The organism is Tropicimonas sediminicola (genome assembly GCF_900188335.1).
In the GTDB taxonomy this organism is placed as follows: domain Bacteria; phylum Pseudomonadota; class Alphaproteobacteria; order Rhodobacterales; family Rhodobacteraceae; genus Tropicimonas; species Tropicimonas sediminicola.
Genome location: NZ_FZOY01000003.1, coordinates 207614 through 223808, shown reverse-complemented (window position 1 = coordinate 223808; position 16195 = coordinate 207614). Strand labels below are relative to the sequence as shown.

The following is a 16195-nucleotide window of genomic DNA, read 5'->3' as shown; positions in this document are numbered from 1 at the left end:
GATCAATGCCAACGATCCCGGCCCCAAAGCGCCCATCTGAAACGCAAACGGGGCGGCCACTGGCCACCCCGCCAATTCAGGATCGGATCGGATACCGCGTCAGGCGGCCTTGCGACGGAACGCGGCCAGCCCGCCAAGCCCGGTCAGCAGGAGCAGCGCGGACATCGGAAGCGGCACTTCGCTCATCTCGACGCGGACATTGTCGATCGCGGCGCCCTGGGTGCCGGGAATCGCGCTGACGAAGGAGACGTACTGGGCCGTGGCCGTCGCCGTGAATTTGAACGACATCGTCGTCCAGTTCATGTTCTTCCGGCTGTTTCCGGTGGTGTCGTAGTAGAAGCTGCGGATCCGGTCGTAGTTGATGTAGGTGACCAGTTCCTTGACACCCTGCACACCGCCGGGGTTGCCCGACATGTCGAACGTCACCGTGTAGCTGTTGCCGATCGTCAGACCGTCCATCTTGGCGCTCACGCCGCCCGCGTCGACCGAGTTCAGGTCGACCGAGTAGTTGCCATCGGAAGCCGCCCACCAGGAACTGGCGACCTGATCCACACCGCCCTTGTCACCGATCGCATCGACAATCCATCCGCTGATGAATTTCGCACCGGGCGAGCCGTCGTACACCTTCCACCTCGCGGTGGAGTCGAAAGTCGGCGCTTCGAAGCTTCCGTTTCCATTTGCCACGGTCACGGCACCCGCCGCTCCTGCGGAGAGCGCAATCATAACGGATGCAATCGCAACGTTTTTCAACTTCCTGCTCCAGATAAACCGCGGTGGGATCGGTAAAATTTCGTTAACGGACATTAACACTTTGAAGGCACCTGTCAAACTCCGGCACAAGCCGTCCGAAGGATTTCGACCCGCAAGTGTGTGATGGTCGCACCACCGCCGCCAAAGACCGCCCGGGTCACCGCAACAAATTGAATTTCATAAGTTATTTCAGGAGCCCGCTCATCAGGACGCCGCATCCGAGAGCCGGAGATCGCTGCGCGACAGCATTTCTGGCGGCCTGGAGCGCTCGCACTCAACCCAAACGGGTATGTCCGGCCGTTAATGACCGGGTCAAGGAAACAGGAAATGCGAGTCCCAGAGAATCGGGTCGATCGTTGCCGGGGCGCGCGCGGTGCCGTTTGCCGGCACCGCGCCGCCGGATCACATGTGGATGACGCGGTCGAAGGCGTCGAGCACGCTCTCGTGCATCATCTCGCTGAGCGTCGGGTGCGGGAAGACCGTTTCCATCAGGTCCTGCTCCGTGGTCTCCAACTTGCGGCCGATGACATAGCCCTGGATCATCTCGGTGACCTCGGCGCCGACCATGTGCGCGCCCAGCAGTTCGCCGGTCTTGGCGTCGAATACCGTCTTGATCAGCCCCTCGGGTTCGCCGAGTGCGATGGCCTTGCCGTTGCCGATAAAGGGGAACTTGCCGACCTTGACCTCGTAGCCCTGCTCCTTGGCCTTGGCCTCGGTCAGGCCGACGCTTGCGACCTGCGGGTGGCAGTAGGTGCAGCCGGCGATGGTCTCGGGCTTCACCGGGTGGGCATGCATGCCCTTGATCAGCTCGGCCACCATCACGCCCTCGTGGCTGGCCTTGTGCGCCAGCCAGGGCGCGCCGGCGATGTCGCCGATGGCATAGAGCCCCTCGACGCCGGTGCGGCAGAACTCATCCGTTACCACATGGGTGCGGTCGATCTTCACGCCGAGTTCTTCCAGGCCGAGGTTCTCCACGTTGCCGACGATGCCGACAGCGGAGATCACGGTGTCGAACTCCATCTTCTCGACCTTGCCGCCGGTCTCGATGTGGGCGACCACCTTGTCGGCGGAGCGGTCGAGCTGCTTGACCATGCTCTTCTCGAGGATCTTCATCCCCTGCTTGGTGAAGGCCTTCATGGCGAAGGCCGAGATCTCGGCGTCTTCCACCGGCAGCACCCGGTCGAGGACCTCGACCACCGTCGTCTCGGCGCCGAGCGTGTTGTAGAAGCTGGCGAATTCGATGCCGATGGCGCCGGAGCCGATGACCAGCAGTTTCTTGGGCATGTGCGGCGGCTGCAGGGCGGTCTTGTAGGCCCAGACGCGCTTGCCGTCGGCTTCCAGGCCCGGCAGTTCGCGGGCGCGGGCGCCGGTGGCCAACACGATGTTCTTGGCGGTCAGTTCCTCGGTGCCCTTGTCGGTCTTGACCGACACCTTGCCCTTACCGGTCAGCCTGGCCTCGCCCATGATGGTCGTGACCTTGTTCTTCTTGAGCAGGTGACCGATGCCGCCGGAGAGCTGGGCGGCCACGCCGCGGGAGCGCTTCACCACCGCATCGATGTCGTAGCCGATCTTTTCGGCGGAGAGGCCGAAGTCCTTGGCGCGCTCCATCAGGTGGAACACTTCCGCAGACCGCAGGAGCGCCTTGGTCGGGATGCAGCCCCAGTTCAGGCAGATGCCGCCGAGGTGCTCGCGCTCGACGCAGGCCACCTTGAGCCCGAGCTGCGCGCCCCGGATCGCGGCCACGTAGCCGCCCGGACCAGCGCCGATAACGATCATGTCGAAAGTCTGTGCAGCCATCTCGGCCCCCTCCGCGAAGAAAATTTAGTTCAGCATTAAACTATTTTCGGCACCGCGCGAAGGCCCGATCTTGGGCAAATCGGACGCAAGGTCAGAAATGCCGCCATTCACCAAGCGCATAGCTTCGGGCGGAAAACGAATAGCCGGAGCAGGTCGCCCTGCCCCGGCCCGGAGCGGTCTCTCAATCCGCCTCGGCCGCGCTCAGGGCCTGCAGGATGCGGCCATATCCGCCGGTCTCCAGAAACTCCTTCTCCCGCGGCAGCGTCATCCGTCCGAGCGCCTTGTTGCGATAGGGGAAGCGGCCGTACTCGCGGATGATCTCGCGATGGGCGCGGGCATGGCGCAGGTTCTCGGCGCCGGTCCCGGGCATCCGGTCGACCATCAGGCGCACGCAGCGGTCCTGATCGATCAGGTTTTCGGAATGCATAAGAGGCAGGTAGAAGAACTGCCGCTGCGGTTCCGGCACGGCCATGTCCCAGCGGCGGTCGATCGCCATCTTGCAGGCGGTGCGGGCCAGCACGTCGGTATCGAAGGCGCGCGGATCGTCGCGGAACATGTTGCGCGGGAACTGGTCGGTCAGGATCAGGAAGCCGAAGCTGCCTTCCGCGTCGCAGCACCAGTCATGCAGATCGCCGGCATGGGCGGCCTGCCAGGCGCTGCCGAACCTTTCCCGGATCTGCGCATCGAGCGCGTCGCTGGCCTTGTACCATCCCTCGGGTCCGACCTCGTCGACCCAGAATTCGGCGATCTGCTGTGGTGTGACGTCCACCATCTTGTCTGTCCTTTGTCTCGGCAGCGATCTGTGCCGCCGGTTTCACGGCATCTGCCGGGGCGCGCCTGTCTCGCTGCCCTGGACCGTTCCGTATTTCTCGGCCTCGGCTTCCGCTTCGGCCTCTGCTTCCTGCGCCTCCTCGATGAACATCTCCTGGACGAACTCGACGGCCACAGGGGTCGCGGTCGGCGAAACATGGGTGTAGCTGATGGTCTCGTCAACAGGCACGGCATCGCTGCGCGTCATCCGCCAGCCCGCGTAACCCGCCATGGCACAGCACAACACACCGAGAAACAGGAAGAATCCCGGCGGCCCGGCAAGCCCCATGATCGCGCCCGAAGCCAGCGGGCCGGCAACTGCGCCGACGCCGTAGAGGAACATCAGCCCGCCCGAGGCGCCCGCCATGTCCTCCGGCGCGAGGTGGTCGTTCACGTAGGCGAGGAGCAGGGCGTAGAGCGGGTTCGAGCCGCCGCCGATCACCACCGCCGCCACCAGCAGGGCCGCGAACTGGCCGCCGAGCGCCATGGCGAGGAACGAGGCGCCCCCGCCGATGGCCGACACCACCAGGATCAGCCAGCGGCGGTCCATCCGGTCCGAGAGCCAGCCGATCGGGTACTGCAGGATCAGCCCGCCGAGGTAGATCGCGGCGATGAAGGCGGAGATCTGCGGCACGGTCATGCCGGCCTGGGAGCCGTAGACGGAGGACATGCCGAACAGGGTGGAAAGTGCCCCGCCCAGCAAGAGGATGCCGACGACGCCGAGCGGCGAGCTGTCCCACAGCTGGCGCAGGCTCATCGGCTTGGAGGTCGCGAAGGCCGGGGTCGGCTGGATCGCCAGCAGGATCGGCGCGAAGGAGACCGAGACCAGCACCGAGGGGATGATGAACAGAACGAAGCCTGAGGGGTCCGGCGTCAGCATGATCCCCTGCGAGGCGACCATCCCCGCCATCTGCACCAGCCCGTAGAGTGACAGCGCCTGCCCGCGCTGTTCGTTGGTGACCGAGTTGTTGAGCCAGCTTTCGGCGGTCACGTAGACGCCCGAGAGGCAGAACCCGATCAGCACCCGGCCGATGGCCCAGGCCCAGGGGTTGATCAGCAGCGGGTAGAGCACGAGGATCGCCGAGATCAGCGAGCCGAGCGCCGCGAACACGCGGATGTGGCCGACCCGGCGGATCAGTTCCGGGGCCAACCGCGAGCCGCCGAGAAAACCGAGGAAGTAGGCCGACATGATGATCGACATCTGGAAGGTCGAGAACCCCTCGATGTCGCCACGGATGCCGAGCACCGTACCCTGAACGCCATTGCCCACGATGAGCAGCAGGATTCCGAACATCAGCGCCCAGGTGGCGGACAGGACTTGGAACATGGGGATCGAATCCTTCCTGGTTGAATGCCCGCTCTAACGCGGCAGAGGCGGGCAATTCCAGAGTCTATTGCGACATCTGTGGTCGCTCGGCGACATCCGTCTCAGCGTTCGAGCTCCCCTGCCCCGCGCCGGCCCGCTCGACGTGGTCGGCCATACGGTCGGCGATCTGGCGGCGCACCAGTTCGACATGCAGCCGGGCGTTGTAGGCGCCGTCGCGGAAGGGCGGCGGCAGCCGGATGGCGGCGAGCTGGTGGTCGATCTCCTCGAGCCGGGCGTTGAGCGCCGCGACCTCGGCCGGCGTGCCGGCCTCGGGGATCTCCATCTCGATCTCGCCGATGGCGCGGTAGTGCCGCCAGATGCGCCGCCGCATCGACCAGCGGTAGATCCCCGGCAGCGCCCGCATCAGCGGCACCACGACGAAGAACAGCGGCAGCACCACCAGCAGCACGCGGCGGATCTGCGCCGCGATCCAGTAGGGCAGCCAGCCGTGAAAGGCGCTCTGGCCCTCGATCAGCAGCTTCAGCGCGCCGGCATCGAGCGGCAGGTCGGCGCCTTCCGCGCTCGGGAAGTCGCCGTGGCGCGCAAAGAGGCTGTTGCCGCCGTGGATCTCGCGGGCGGCCAGCACCAGCCGGTCGACGACGGCGGGGTGAAGATGGGGCACGGCGGCGAGGCGGGCGCGCATCGCCACCATCGGCAGCGGCCGCGGCGGCACCACAGGGTCGAGCGTCACCGCCCCCGACGGCGCAGTGACCACCCGGCTGAACGGCAGCCGGAGCGAGATCGCCTCGGCATGGTCGAAGCCGATGAGCGTGGTGTCCTCCGAGGCGAAGAGCGGCTGCAGGTAGGAGGCCGAGATCGGCGCGACGAAGATCGCGAGGTCGATCTCCCCGGCGAGCAACGCCGCCGCCGCCTCCGATCCGCCGAGGTCGACCACCCGGTTGACCGGCGGCGCGACGCCGAGCGCGCCAAGGAGCTGGTCGGCCACGACCCGCGCCCCCGACCCCTCGCCGCCCCGCGCGATGGTCAGGCCGCGCCAGAGCGCCGGGTTGGTCGCGATCTGGCGGTCGGTGCGCATGATCGGGACGACCGGCTCCACGAACACCGTGGCCAGCGCCTCGATCCCCGCGTCGCCCGCGGGAATGCCCCCCTGCAGCAGGCCGACATCGGCCGTGCGGTCCGCCAGCAGCCCGAGGTTTTCAAGCGACCCGCCGGTCTCCAGCAGCTCGATCTCGATCCCGTCGCGGGCGAGGATTTCCTGGTAGCGTTCGGCGATCCGCCAATATCCCCCGTCGCGCACGCCTGCCGCGAAGACCAGCCGCTCCGGTGGCGGCAGGTCGCGCAGAAGAAAGATCGCGGACAGCAGCGCCACTGCCACCGCGGCCAGCACAAGGGTCGTTCGCATCGGGCGCTCCGGGCAGCCTGAGATCGCACAGCGACGAGCGGGTTCGCCCCGACCCTGCCACAGAGAGACCGAAGGCGAAAGATTCCGTTTGACGGGCGAAGGGAAAAGGCGCATCAGGCTTGCCATGACCGTTCAAGCCGCCTCCCGATTTTACTGGGCCCGTTCCAAATAGGAGCGGACGGAAGGGTTTGACAAACCGACGAGGCCGCCACGAGCGGCCTTTTTCAGTTCCGGTGTCTCGTGGCGGCAGACCACGAAAGGACCGGAAAGATGCATATGCAGGACATCGAGACAGACGCCGCGGACACGCGCGTCCGACGTGCCGAGCGGCGTGACGGCGCGCGGCTGATCGAGATGGTGCGGGCGCTGGCCCGACACCATGGCGACGAGGCAACCCTCACCCCCAAGGCGCTGGAACGCGACCTGTTCGCGCCGGGTGCCTGCGCCTCGGCGCTGGTCGCGGAACGCGGCGGCGAGGTCGTTGGCTACGCGGTGCTGGCCGTCTTCACCCATCTGCACTGGGGACGGCGGCTGATGGAGATCCACCATCTGTTCGTCGAGGAGGCGGCGCGCGGCGCCGGCATCGGCCGGCACCTGGTGGCCGCCGCGGTGGCCGAGGCCCGCCGGCAGGAATGCGGACAATTGCTGGTCTCCACCCATCCCGACAACGGCGTCGCTCGGCAGATCTACGGCGCGATGGGGTTCACTGAGCATCCCTCGACCGGCTGCCGCTTCAAGCTGGACCTGCCGGCGACCGGCGCGCTGCCCGCCGGCTGGATCTGACACGGCCCGCACCGCCCCCCCTGCCCTTGCCCCCGCCGCGCAACCTCGCGCGGCGGCGTCCCCATGCGGACGGCGGCTCCTGACAGGTTGACGCTACGTAGTTGTCACACGGGGCGTGTTTTGTTACCGCTGAAAGGCGCGCACAGGAAATATCATTTCGTTTCAAGACCCATTATCGATCGACGCGGCGCGGCGTCTGCCGTTTGAAGGAGAACGCTTATGCCGAGCGATCAGGACAGCCCCCGCCTCCGCCGCGACACGATTGCCGACCTCTCTGCCCTGACGGATGCACCTGCCGACGGCCCTTCTCCCGCACCCGCAGACGACGCCACCGACAGCACCACAGCCACCTTCGCCATGCCGCTCAGGTCGTCCTTTGCCGGCCTGGGCACCACCTGGCAGCCGCTGGAGGGCCCGGCGGCGGACACCGACGACGCCGCGGACAGCGGCTGGGGCACGACCGCGGCGGCTTCCACGACCAGCAGCTTCCACAGCTCAAGCGCCTCGCTTCAATCCGCGGCGCCTGCCCCGCGCCCGTCCCGGGACACCGCGCCCCTGATCGTCGAGCGCCCGCAGGCGGACGATGAAGCCACGACGACGATCGGCGTTGAAACCCAAGAGGCGCCCGAGGACGTCTTTGCCGCTGCGGTCATCACGCGAATGACGCGCCAGTCGCGCCCGGAGGAACCGGTCGAGACCTATGCCGCCGCGCAGGCGCCGACCGAGCTGGATATCTACAAGTCCCGCCTCGACCGCCTGCTTCCCGACGTCACCGAGATGCGCGATGCAGTCAAGACGATCGGCTATATCCTGTTCTCCGCGAAATACGGCGTCGGCGCCTTCAAGACCGCCGACAAGACCGTCAAGACGACCTACGACGCGATCTATTTCACCGACAAGCTGCTGACGGTGGTGGGCTTCGTCTCGCCGCTCAAGGCCCCGACCAAGGCGATCCAGCAGGTTCTGAAAAAGGTGAAGAAGCCCGTCGAGAAGGTCGAGGAGAAGTTCGACGACATCAGCAGCAAGGACGACAAGGCCACCCCGACGAAGGAAAACAACAACGAGTTCATCGACAAGGTCCAGGCGAATATCGACAAGGCGGCGCTGGCGAATGCCACGGTGCAGGACGCGCTGACGCTCAAGGTTCGCCAGATGGAGATCGCCTCCGAGGCGACCGGTAATTTCCAGGAAGCTCTCGCGGTGGCGATGCGCTCCGGCGAGACCTGGAGCGGCCGGTACGACACGCTCAACACCGCGATCGAGTCCCAGCTCGGCAATCGCAACGACAAGTTCGCGAGGGTCGAGGCGCTCTACGAGGACGTGAAGGCGGAACTCGACGACTTCCTGGAGGTCATGCGCGACATCGACTTCGACAAGATCCTCGGCGAGCTGGTCGATCTGGACGAGATCGCCAAGATCTTCGATTTCCTTGAAAAGCCGCTGGAGATCGCCGGCAACGTGCTGAAGCCGATCCTGCCGCTGCTGGATGCGGTGGACAAGCTGGTGGGGCTCATCGTCGATCCGGTGATCGATTACGTGATGGAGACGCTCGGGCTCGGCGACCTGCTCGATGCCACCGAGGAGGCCGTGGCGGCGCTGATCCCCTCGCTCAACCTGCTCGATGCCTTCGAGACGCTGATGCAGCCGCTGAGCGACTTCCTGCTGGAATACATCATCGACGCACTCGGCACGGTGCCGTTCCTCGATCTGCTGGAGCAGGCGATCTTCAAGGACGGTGTGGTCGGCGATGCCGAGAAGGGACCGACCGGCTGGGGCAACGACGTGGCCAACACGCTGGAGGGCGACGACAAGCCCGACATTCTCGACGCGCTGGCCGGCGACGACGAGATCTACGGCTACGCCGGAAACGACGTGATCATCGCCGGTGCAGGCTCCGACCTCCTAGACGGCGGACAGGGCAACGACCTGTTCTATTTCGGCGCGAGCTTCACCGAATACGAGCTGGCCCGCGAGCCCGGCACCGCGAATATCATCGTCAGCCACCTGCAGCCCAAGACCGGCGTCGACACCGGGATCGACACGCTGGTCTCGCTCGGCGACAAGGACAGCGTGGTCTTCACTGACGTGTCGTTCACCGGCAAGGAGTTGAAGAACGCGATCATCGGCGGCTCGATCCTGAACGGGGACGAGGGCGGAAAGGCCGCGGACGACCTGATGTTCCTCAATTCCAGCGGCACAAAGGTCGACGGGCTCCACGTCGCCAACGGCCGCAAGGGCAACGACCGGATCTTCGGCTCCACCTCCGACGACCGGCTCAACGGCGGCTCCGGCAACGACGTGCTGCTGCCCGGCTCGGGTAACGACGAGGTGAATGGCCAGGCCGGGATCGACACATTCCAGGTGCTGGAGGGCGCGAACACGAAGCTGACCGTCGACCTGACCGACGGCACCTCCTTCGGCCAGGGGCAGGACAAGCTCAGCTCGATCGAGAACGTGGTGGCCTCGCCCAACCAGGATCACAAGATCCGCGGCACCAAGGCCGACAACGTGATCCACACAGGCGACGGCATCGACGTGATCGCCGGCATGGGCGGGAACGACAGGATCGAGGCGGGTGGCGAGGACGACTACATCGTCGGCGGCCCCGGGTCGGACATCATTTCCGCCGGCGCCGGCGGTGTGGACGTGATGATCTCGGGCAGCCGGGCCAAGCAGGGCGTGCGCGACATCTACAAGGGCGGCGACGGCTACGACGTCGTGTCCTACACGAGCAGTTCCAACACCATCAAGTTCGACGTCAGCGACCAGAGCGACGATCCGTCGATCCTGCAGACGCTGAAGAACTACATGCAGGACATCCCGGCGAGCGGGCCGGTAGAGATCTGGGCCGGCAGCGGCCGGATCGTCCGTTACGACACCAAGGGCAACCGGCTTGCCGTGGACCGCACCGAGGATGTCGAGGGCTTCATGGGCTCCGACCAGGACGACATCCTGCACGGCGATGCTGCGGCCCGGATGCTGCATGGCGCCGGCGGCAACGACACGATCTACAGCGGCGGCAGCGAGTACCTGTACGGCGGCGATGGCGACGACCTGATCCTTGCCGAGGCCGTGGATGGCGGCGCGAGCGCGCTGCAGATCGAGGGCGGCGGCGGCTACGACACGCTCCGGCTCGACGACGTGGGCGACGCCCGGTGGTTCTACCGCGTGGAGAGCGCGATCGCGCTGACGCTCCGGGCGCACAAGACCTCCGTCGAGGGCGAGGACCTGCGCAACGCCCGCGACGTGTTCTTTTCCATCAAGCCCAGGCAGGTGGAGGAGATCAGCCTCGGCGATTACGCGGACCATGCGATCTACGAGCCCGGCGGCACCACGACCGCGCTGTTCAACCTGCGCGGCGGCGACGACCGGTTCGACGGCGAGAACGGCTTTGCCGACGTGACCGCGGGTTCGGGCAACGACATCGGCAATTTCTACAGCGGCGGCAGCGGGATCTTCCGCGGCGGCGCGGGCGACGACTACGCCCGCTACGACGAGACCGACCGCGACAGCGCGGCGCTCATGGGCAACGGGGTCGACACGGTCCGGATCGAGCGCTTCTTCGGTCATGCCAATGGCGGACAGGGCTTCGACACGATCTCCTTCGACGTCAGTTACCAGTCGCGGATCGAGGTCGACCTGGCGGCCGGCACCGTCGCCTCGTTCAAGGGAGTGAGCGGCCTGATCTCCGAACAGGTCGGAATGACGCTGGAGAATTTCGAGACACTGATCGCCACCGACTACAACGACGTCCTGAATGGCAGCGTGGCCGACGAGCAGTTGATCGGCCGTGGCGGCAGCGACCTGATGCGCGGCGCGGGCGGCCGGGACAAGCTATTCGGCGGCGCATCCAACGACACGCTCGAGGGCGGGAAAGGCGACGACCTGCTGCACGGCGGGGCCGGAAACGACCTGCTCAAGGGCGGCGGCGGCAGCGATACCGCCTCCTACGCCTGGGTCAGGCCGGGCGGGCTCGACGGGGCGCTCATTGCCGACAGCTTCTCGGGCGTCACGGTGGACCTCTTTGCCGGCACCGCGACCGGGGCCTTCGGCTCCGACACGCTGGTCTCGATCGAGAATGTCGCGGGCTCCGGCGGCGACGACATGCTGCAGGGCAACAAGCGCGACAACCTGCTCTCAGGCGATGACGGCGACGACCGTCTCTTCGGGGCGGACGGCGACGACGTGCTGGTGACCGGCAGCGGCGACGACCGCGCCTGGGGCGGCAAGGGCGACGACACCGTGACCGTCGGCCTCGGCACCAAGACACTCTTTGGCAGCGACGGATTCGACACGCTCGATTTCGGCACCGTCGATGGCGAACTCTCCGTCGATTTCGCCGCCGGCTCCTACCAGGCGACGTTCGACAGCCGCACGCCGGTCTGGGTGGTGCTGGATCGCGACGGCGACGGCGTGGCGGAGAGCGACGGCACGGAGGCGCGGATCTTCGGCGGCGTGGCGATGACCCCGCAGCAGGTACTGGAGACCGACCCCAACTACTCGAACAGCACCGACGACACGACCCGGGTGCTGCCCGACGAGGACGACGAAGCCTTCGACGACTTCCGGATCGAGCTGCAGACGGTCGGCCTCGCCTCGCGCGGCACGTTCACGGACTTCGAGCGCGTCGTCGGTGGCAACAGCAACGACCGGATCAGCGGCGACGGCTCCGGCAACAGTTTCGCCGGCAGGGGCGGCCGGGACATCCTGGAAGGCTTCGGCGGCAAGGACGAACTGCGCGGCGGGCTCGGCAACGACAGGCTGCTCGGCGGCGGCGGCGGCGACGCGCTTTTCGGCGATGCCGGGAAGGACCGGATCGACGGCGCGGCCGGCGGCGACCGGATCAAGGGCGGGGCCGGAAACGACACCCTGTCCGGCGGCGGCGGGGCCGACACCATCCTCGGCGACGGCGGCGAAGATACTCTCGACGGCGGGATCGGCGCCGACACGCTCAAGGGCGGCGTGGGCAAGGACCTGCTGCGCGGCGGCGACGGCGCAGACGCGTTGAGCGGCAATGACGGCAACGACACCGTCAAGGGCGGCGGCGGAAACGACCGGCTCTTCGGCAACAAGGGCGCGGACCGGCTTCAGGGCGGCAACGGAGCCGACGAGATCGACGGCGGCCAGTCGGCCGACGTGCTCAACGGCGGCTCCGGCAACGACCTGCTGACCGGCGGCCGGGGCGCGGACGATTTCGTTTTTGCCAACAACCACGGCCGGGACCGGATCGCGGATTTCGAGGCCCGCAACGACCGGGAGGAAATCGACCTGTCCGCCGTGACCCGGATCAAGGATTTCAAGGACCTCAAGGCGAACCACATGAAGCAGGTGGGCGACCGGGTGGTGATCGACGACGGCGCGAACACCCAGATCGTGCTGCTTGCGACCGACCTTGGAGACCTCGACCGGCAGGACTTCCTTTTCTGACCTCCGGGGCTAGGCGACGAAGGGGTCGATCAGCTCGATCGAGAGCTGGCTGGACAGGGTGTTCTCGACCGTGACCCTCGTGCTGCCGAAGGATATCACCGCGTCGCCGTTCTGGTTGGAAACCGAGTAGCTGGAGGTCGAACCGGGGCGCAGGTAGATGAGGTCGCTGCCGGAGGCATAGTCCATGATCCTGTCATCGCCATCGGTGTCGTCAAAGACGAACTGGTCGATCCCCGAGCCGCCCCAAAGGTCGTCATTGCCCGCCCTGCCCTCGAGCCAGTCGTTTCCGCCCGCCCCCTTGAACTCGTTGCTTCCCCCGTCGCCGAGCAGCCGGTCGCCGTGATCGGAGCCTACGACATCGATCACGTCAGCGGCGACCGCGTTCGGGTCGGCCTGCAAGGTGCCGGCGCTGGCTGTCGCGCGGGCCGAGATCGCGTTGGCCCAGATCGCGGCGAGCTTCTGGTGCCCGCTCGAAGACGGGTGAACGCCGTCATACATGTCGGACAGCGTGATCGCCGAAGTGTCGACGAGGCGGGCATCGATCCCTTGCGCCCGCGCCTGGGAGATGATCCCCGGCAGCGCGTCGTTGATCTCGGTCGCCCGGTAATTGACCGTGCCCCATTTGGTCGAGTCGGAGATCGGAAGGATCTCGGCAACCAGGAACAGACCATCGGAATTGGCCGCGTGGAGCCGTTGAAGTATCTGCAACAACTCCCCCGGCACATCGTCGCCTGCGTCGGCCTCGCGCAGTACGTCGTTGGTTCCGAGCATGATCAGGGCGATGTCCGAGGGCGAGGCCTGGGCGATCCGGTCGATGTCTCCCAGCACGGTCGAGGCCTTGATGCCGCTCAAGCCCTGGTGGTCGGGATCGTGGAAATCGTCGCCCGGGTTGTTGTCATATTCGCCGACGAAATCCACCCAGACGTTGCTCTGCTGTGTCAGGGTTTCCCATAGGTACGGCCTGTAGCCGCCGTCTATGCCGTAGCCGTCGGTGATGGAATCCCCCAGCAGGAGAATTCGCGCGACCTCGGCCCAGGTGTCGGCCTGCAGGTCCACGACCGCGGCCCGGTCGTTCCCGGCAAAGGACAGCGCAGGCGCGGGTGGGGGATCCTCTACCGTGACATGGACCGTGGCGCTGGCCGTCGCTCCATCGGGATCGGCGACGGTGTAGGTGAAGGTCTTGGTGCCGGCGCTCGACGGGGAAAAGATCACATTGGAGCCTTCCAGCCGCGCGCCGCTCACCGCCGTCACCGAGAGCGTATCGCCGTCGGGATCGCTGTCGTTGGCCAGGAGCGTCGCGACCGGGATCTCCAGCTCGGTGCCTACGACCGCGGTGAAGCCCCTGTCATCCTGCGGCTCGGGTTTCTCGTTGGGAAGCTCCGGGCTGATCAGGACGATCTGTCCCCGGTCCAGCAGGTCGGCCGCGTCGAGCCCGGCGCCGTTCTTGACCCATGCCACGCTCCGAAAGGACCCGCTCTCCCCCGTCTCGCGGAACTGCAGCAGCGCGTTGTCTCCGCTCGTCGCGAAGCGGACGTGGGATGACAGGGCCTCCGCCTCGATGCCCGCCGGAAGGACCTCTCCAAGGTAGAACACGTCCCCTTCGGCGCGCGAGAAATCCTTCACCCGATCGACATCCGAGGCGGCCACGTCGATCATGAAGCGATCGGCGCCGGACCCGCCGGTCAACCTGTCCCGGCCCTTGCCGCCGTCGAGGACGTCGTTCTTGTTGCCGCCGAACAGGTGGTCGTCACCGCTGCCGCCCTTCAGCACGTCATTGCCGTTGCCGCCGCGGAGCGTGTCGTCCAGGCTGCCGCCATGGAGCATGTCGCGCCAGGAGCCGCCCTCGAGGGTATCGCTGCCTTTGCCGCCCTTCAGAACGTCGTACCCTGCCCCGCCTTTCAGGACGTCCGCGCCGTTGCCGCCGACCAGTTCGTCATTGCCGGCCCCGCCATGCAACACATCGCCAAGCCGGAACCCGTACAAGGTGTCATCACCGCCGAAGCCGCTGATCTCGTCCCGGCGGGACGTGCCCTTGAGCGTCTCCGCGCCGCTGGTTCCGACGATCCGGTTGAACGCCCCTTCGGCCGAGGCCACCTGCGCAAAGGAGGCCGACACTCTCTCGCCGCTCGCGACCGGCTCCGTGGAGGCGGAGCTGATCGAAACGGCCGTTCCGATGCCGTCATCCTCAGCGCGACGGATGTGGCGCGGTTGAGCGACATCCCACGCGCCAAAGGCTCCTCCATGCCATGTCGCCCGGATATCGCCGTGCCCCCCCCCTGCCAGAGAGCTCCCCAACAGGTTGTTGCCCGTCCACGGCAGGCCATCCGCGCCACCGGACAGGTCTATCGACGTGGCAGTTCCGAAAGACGCCCGGAGGAACGCCTCCAGTCCGGGCCACCAAACACCAGGATCAAATCCGCTTCCTGACTCACTCATCGCAAGAACCAATGCCCCACTCCGCAAGAAATCGCATTCATAAGTCACTTGAGCCGCAGGCACTTGCCCGCAACGCCCCCAAGTGCCGACTATACGGCCTTGACGAACCACCAGTCTACGCTGCCGCGCGCCGGGTGCTTCGGAGCGGCCGAGGCTTGCCGATCGTGGAGGTTGCGGAGGGCGTGTCGGGCGTGGAGGCGACGCCAGATCTCATACGCAGCCCGGGAACCGGGTGAACGGGCCCAAGAGCAGAAATCCTTGCTGGAGGCGGCGCGTTTCCGGAATGCGCGCCGCCCGCTCTCCCGCGTGAGAGAGCAGGCGGGGCGTCAGAGCAGGTTTGGCGGCGTTTCCCCGCGGAAGAACGCGTCGAGATTGTCGAGGGCAAGAAAGCCCATGGCGTTGCGCGTTTCGACCGTCGCGCTCCCGACATGGGGCATCATCACGATGTTCTTGTGCGCGGCGAACGCGGGGTTGCCCCCCGGCTCATCGACGAAGCAATCGAGCCCGGCGGCCGCGAGATGACCGCTTTCGATTGCCGCAAGCAGTGCGGGCTCGTCCACGAGCGCGCCTCGTGCAGCGTTGACGAGAATGCTGCCCTTCGGCATCGCGGCGATCCGTTCGGCGTTCATCAGGCCGGTCGTCTGCGGGCTCGCGGGGCAATTGAGCGAGAGGAAATCGGACACCGCCAGCAGGTCTTCGAGACGCTCATGGAACACCGCTCCGGATTCCTGCTCCGAGGGAAGACGGCGCCGGTTATGGTAGTGGATCTCCATGTCGAATCCGCGGGCCTTGCGCGCGAGCGCCTGGCCGATACCGCCCATGCCAACGATGCCGAGCCGCGCTCCGGTCAGCTGCCGTCCGACAAGGAGCGCGGGCGACCAGTCCTGCCACGCCCCGCTGCGGACGAGTGTGTCACCTTCGACCGCGTGACGCGCGGCTGCCAGAAGGAGCATGAAGGCAAGCTCCGCGGTCGCGTCGGACAGGACGCCGGGTGTGTTCGTCACCGCGATCCCGCGCGCTTTCAGGGCCGGCAGATCGCAGTGATCGACACCGACCGAGTGGTTGGCGACGATCCTGAGCCGCGGGTCGAGCCGCTCGACGACCTCGGCGCTGAAGTGCTCGGAATGGCAGGGGATCATGCCGTCGACCCGCGCGCTCATGGCGACGATCTCGTCCGCCGTGCCCGGCGTGTCGGCAGGATTGTCGATCACGTCGTAATCGCGGCGTGCCCGTTCGAGCGTTGCGTCCGACAGGCGGCGCGGGATCCAGATGACCGGTCTTGTCATGCGCTCACTGCCTCGGCTTGCGAGTGGAGCCGAAGAAATCGTAGGCCGCCAGCCCCAAGGTGAGGACGATCACGAGGATCAGGTCCAAGCTCGGCACCTCGATTGCGAGAATGACGAGAAAACCCGCGAGGACTAGGAAGGCGATCAATGCGGCAAGCCTGTTCATCATGGTTCCTT

10 protein-coding genes are annotated in these 16195 nt (G+C 66.6%); 2 read left to right on the top strand and 8 right to left on the bottom strand.

Annotated features, from left to right (window positions below):
- Positions 1-99: 99 nt before the first annotated feature.
- From CHB86_RS09575 to CHB86_RS09555, 5 genes are all read right to left on the bottom strand, one after another.
- A complete protein-coding gene (locus CHB86_RS09575) occupies positions 100-690 on the bottom strand; it encodes a DUF642 domain-containing protein (RefSeq protein WP_176442826.1) in 591 nt (196 codons plus the stop codon).
- A 462-nt stretch (positions 691-1152) separates the two neighbouring features.
- Positions 1153-2547, bottom strand: a complete 1395-nt coding sequence (gene lpdA, locus CHB86_RS09570) for a dihydrolipoyl dehydrogenase (RefSeq protein ID WP_089232811.1) — start codon at positions 2545-2547, stop codon at positions 1153-1155.
- A gap of 181 nt (positions 2548-2728) precedes the next feature.
- A complete protein-coding gene (locus CHB86_RS09565; protein ID WP_089232810.1) occupies positions 2729-3319 on the bottom strand; it encodes a DUF924 family protein in 591 nt (196 codons plus the stop codon).
- Positions 3320-3361: 42 nt separating this feature from the next.
- A complete protein-coding gene (locus CHB86_RS09560) occupies positions 3362-4684 on the bottom strand; it encodes an MFS transporter (RefSeq protein WP_089232809.1) in 1323 nt (440 codons plus the stop codon).
- A gap of 64 nt (positions 4685-4748) precedes the next feature.
- On the bottom strand, positions 4749-6086 hold the full coding sequence (locus CHB86_RS09555; protein WP_176442825.1) for a TAXI family TRAP transporter solute-binding subunit: 1338 nt from the start codon (positions 6084-6086) through the stop codon (positions 4749-4751).
- Positions 6087-6356: 270 nt separating this feature from the next.
- Here CHB86_RS09555 and CHB86_RS09550 point away from each other — a divergent pair, with 270 nt between their 5' ends.
- Entirely contained in the window at positions 6357-6869 is a 513-nt protein-coding gene (locus CHB86_RS09550) for a GNAT family N-acetyltransferase (protein ID WP_089232807.1), read from the top strand.
- A 219-nt stretch (positions 6870-7088) separates the two neighbouring features.
- Positions 7089-12296, top strand: coding sequence for a calcium-binding protein (locus CHB86_RS09545; protein WP_089232806.1), 5208 nt, complete (start codon positions 7089-7091; stop codon positions 12294-12296).
- Between the two features lie 9 nt (positions 12297-12305).
- On the opposite strand, the gene CHB86_RS24885 is transcribed toward CHB86_RS09545, so the two are convergent.
- The 3 genes from CHB86_RS24885 to CHB86_RS24590 form a co-directional block, all read right to left on the bottom strand.
- A complete protein-coding gene (locus CHB86_RS24885) occupies positions 12306-14411 on the bottom strand; it encodes a GDSL-type esterase/lipase family protein (protein WP_217898290.1) in 2106 nt (701 codons plus the stop codon).
- A 647-nt stretch (positions 14412-15058) separates the two neighbouring features.
- The gene (locus CHB86_RS09535) at positions 15059-16018 is read right to left on the bottom strand and encodes a 2-hydroxyacid dehydrogenase (RefSeq protein WP_089232804.1); all 960 of its coding nucleotides are present in this window, start codon (positions 16016-16018) and stop codon (positions 15059-15061) included.
- A gap of 4 nt (positions 16019-16022) precedes the next feature.
- Positions 16023-16184: a hypothetical protein gene (locus tag CHB86_RS24590; RefSeq protein WP_176442819.1), complete on the bottom strand. Its 162-nt coding sequence runs from the start codon at positions 16182-16184 to the stop codon at positions 16023-16025.
- Between the last annotated feature and the right edge of the window lie 11 nt (positions 16185-16195).

Coding starts and splice junctions, on each gene's coding strand:
- lpdA (WP_089232811.1), bottom strand. CDS start 2,547: ATGGCTGCACAGACTTTCGACATGATCGTTATCGGCGCTGGTCCGGGC.
- CHB86_RS09565 (WP_089232810.1), bottom strand. CDS start 3,319: ATGGTGGACGTCACACCACAGCAGATCGCCGAATTCTGGGTCGACGAG.
- CHB86_RS09560 (WP_089232809.1), bottom strand. CDS start 4,684: ATGTTCCAAGTCCTGTCCGCCACCTGGGCGCTGATGTTCGGAATCCTG.
- CHB86_RS09555 (WP_176442825.1), bottom strand. CDS start 6,086: ATGCGAACGACCCTTGTGCTGGCCGCGGTGGCAGTGGCGCTGCTGTCC.
- CHB86_RS09550 (WP_089232807.1), top strand. CDS start 6,357: ATGCATATGCAGGACATCGAGACAGACGCCGCGGACACGCGCGTCCGA.
- CHB86_RS09545 (WP_089232806.1), top strand. CDS start 7,089: ATGCCGAGCGATCAGGACAGCCCCCGCCTCCGCCGCGACACGATTGCC.
- CHB86_RS09535 (WP_089232804.1), bottom strand. CDS start 16,018: ATGACAAGACCGGTCATCTGGATCCCGCGCCGCCTGTCGGACGCAACG.
- CHB86_RS24590 (WP_176442819.1), bottom strand. CDS start 16,184: ATGAACAGGCTTGCCGCATTGATCGCCTTCCTAGTCCTCGCGGGTTTT.